At 46.4% G+C, this 755-nt stretch carries 1 protein-coding gene; it reads left to right on the top strand.

All coding sequences use genetic code 11. The annotated features are described in order from the left end of the window. Positions 1-128: 128 nt before the first annotated feature. The coding region (locus ABS784_RS16910) for a helix-turn-helix domain-containing protein (RefSeq protein WP_352513361.1) at positions 129-755 on the top strand (627 nt) is incomplete at its 3' end.

Here is a 755-nt window from a genome sequence, read left to right as displayed (position 1 = left end):
GGCTCTTCACCACAAGTTGTACTTGAGATTTTAAGATAGGTATGCATAGGGAAAATAGAGGATACAAAAAATGCGAATTTTCCTGTATGGTAAAGGTGACCAAACCAAACCATTGGAGGAAAATTCGCATGTACGCTCAGTTTATCAAAGAACTTATCGATTTACCAGATGTTTTGATTCAAAAGGTGCGAAAAGAAGAAGAACGTTGGATTTTCGAACTTTCTCTACCCGAACAATGCCCATTATGTCCTGTCTGCTTGAAGCGTACAATCAAAATGACAGGCAAAAAGAAGCAATGGATGCATGGGTATGCTCAACGGATCGGCATCTTTTGGGTGGAACTCCCTGTGGAGCGTAGACGTTGTGGTACATGTGGCATGACATTCAGCACGTCTTATCCCGGAATTTCCCCTCGAAGTGTAGCGACGGATGCGTTTCAGCAATGGGTGGCGCAATCTTGCATCGGAACATCCATTCAGGCGGTGGCTCGTATGCTCAAGCTTCCTTACACGACCGTGGAACGTTGGTTTTATACCCATGCCCCTTCCTTCCTATCGAATGACATCCAACCAAAGGCAGTTTGTGTCGATGAGTTTGCGTTTCGAAAAGGGCATGATTACGGAGTGGCGATCATGGATGCCGAAACGGGAGAAGTGTATGCCCTTGAAGCAGGAAAGAACGAGGAAGCCATTGGACGTGTGTTGGCTCCTGTGTCTGATTCTGTTCAGTATGTCGTGAGCGATTTGGCTCCAGCG

Origin of the sequence: Geobacillus sp. G4 (genome assembly GCF_040327975.1) — a bacterium.
In the GTDB taxonomy this organism is placed as follows: domain Bacteria; phylum Bacillota; class Bacilli; order Bacillales; family Anoxybacillaceae; genus Geobacillus; species Geobacillus thermoleovorans.
Note: the sequence above shows the minus strand (reverse complement) of the source record. Positions and strands in the feature narration are given on the sequence as shown.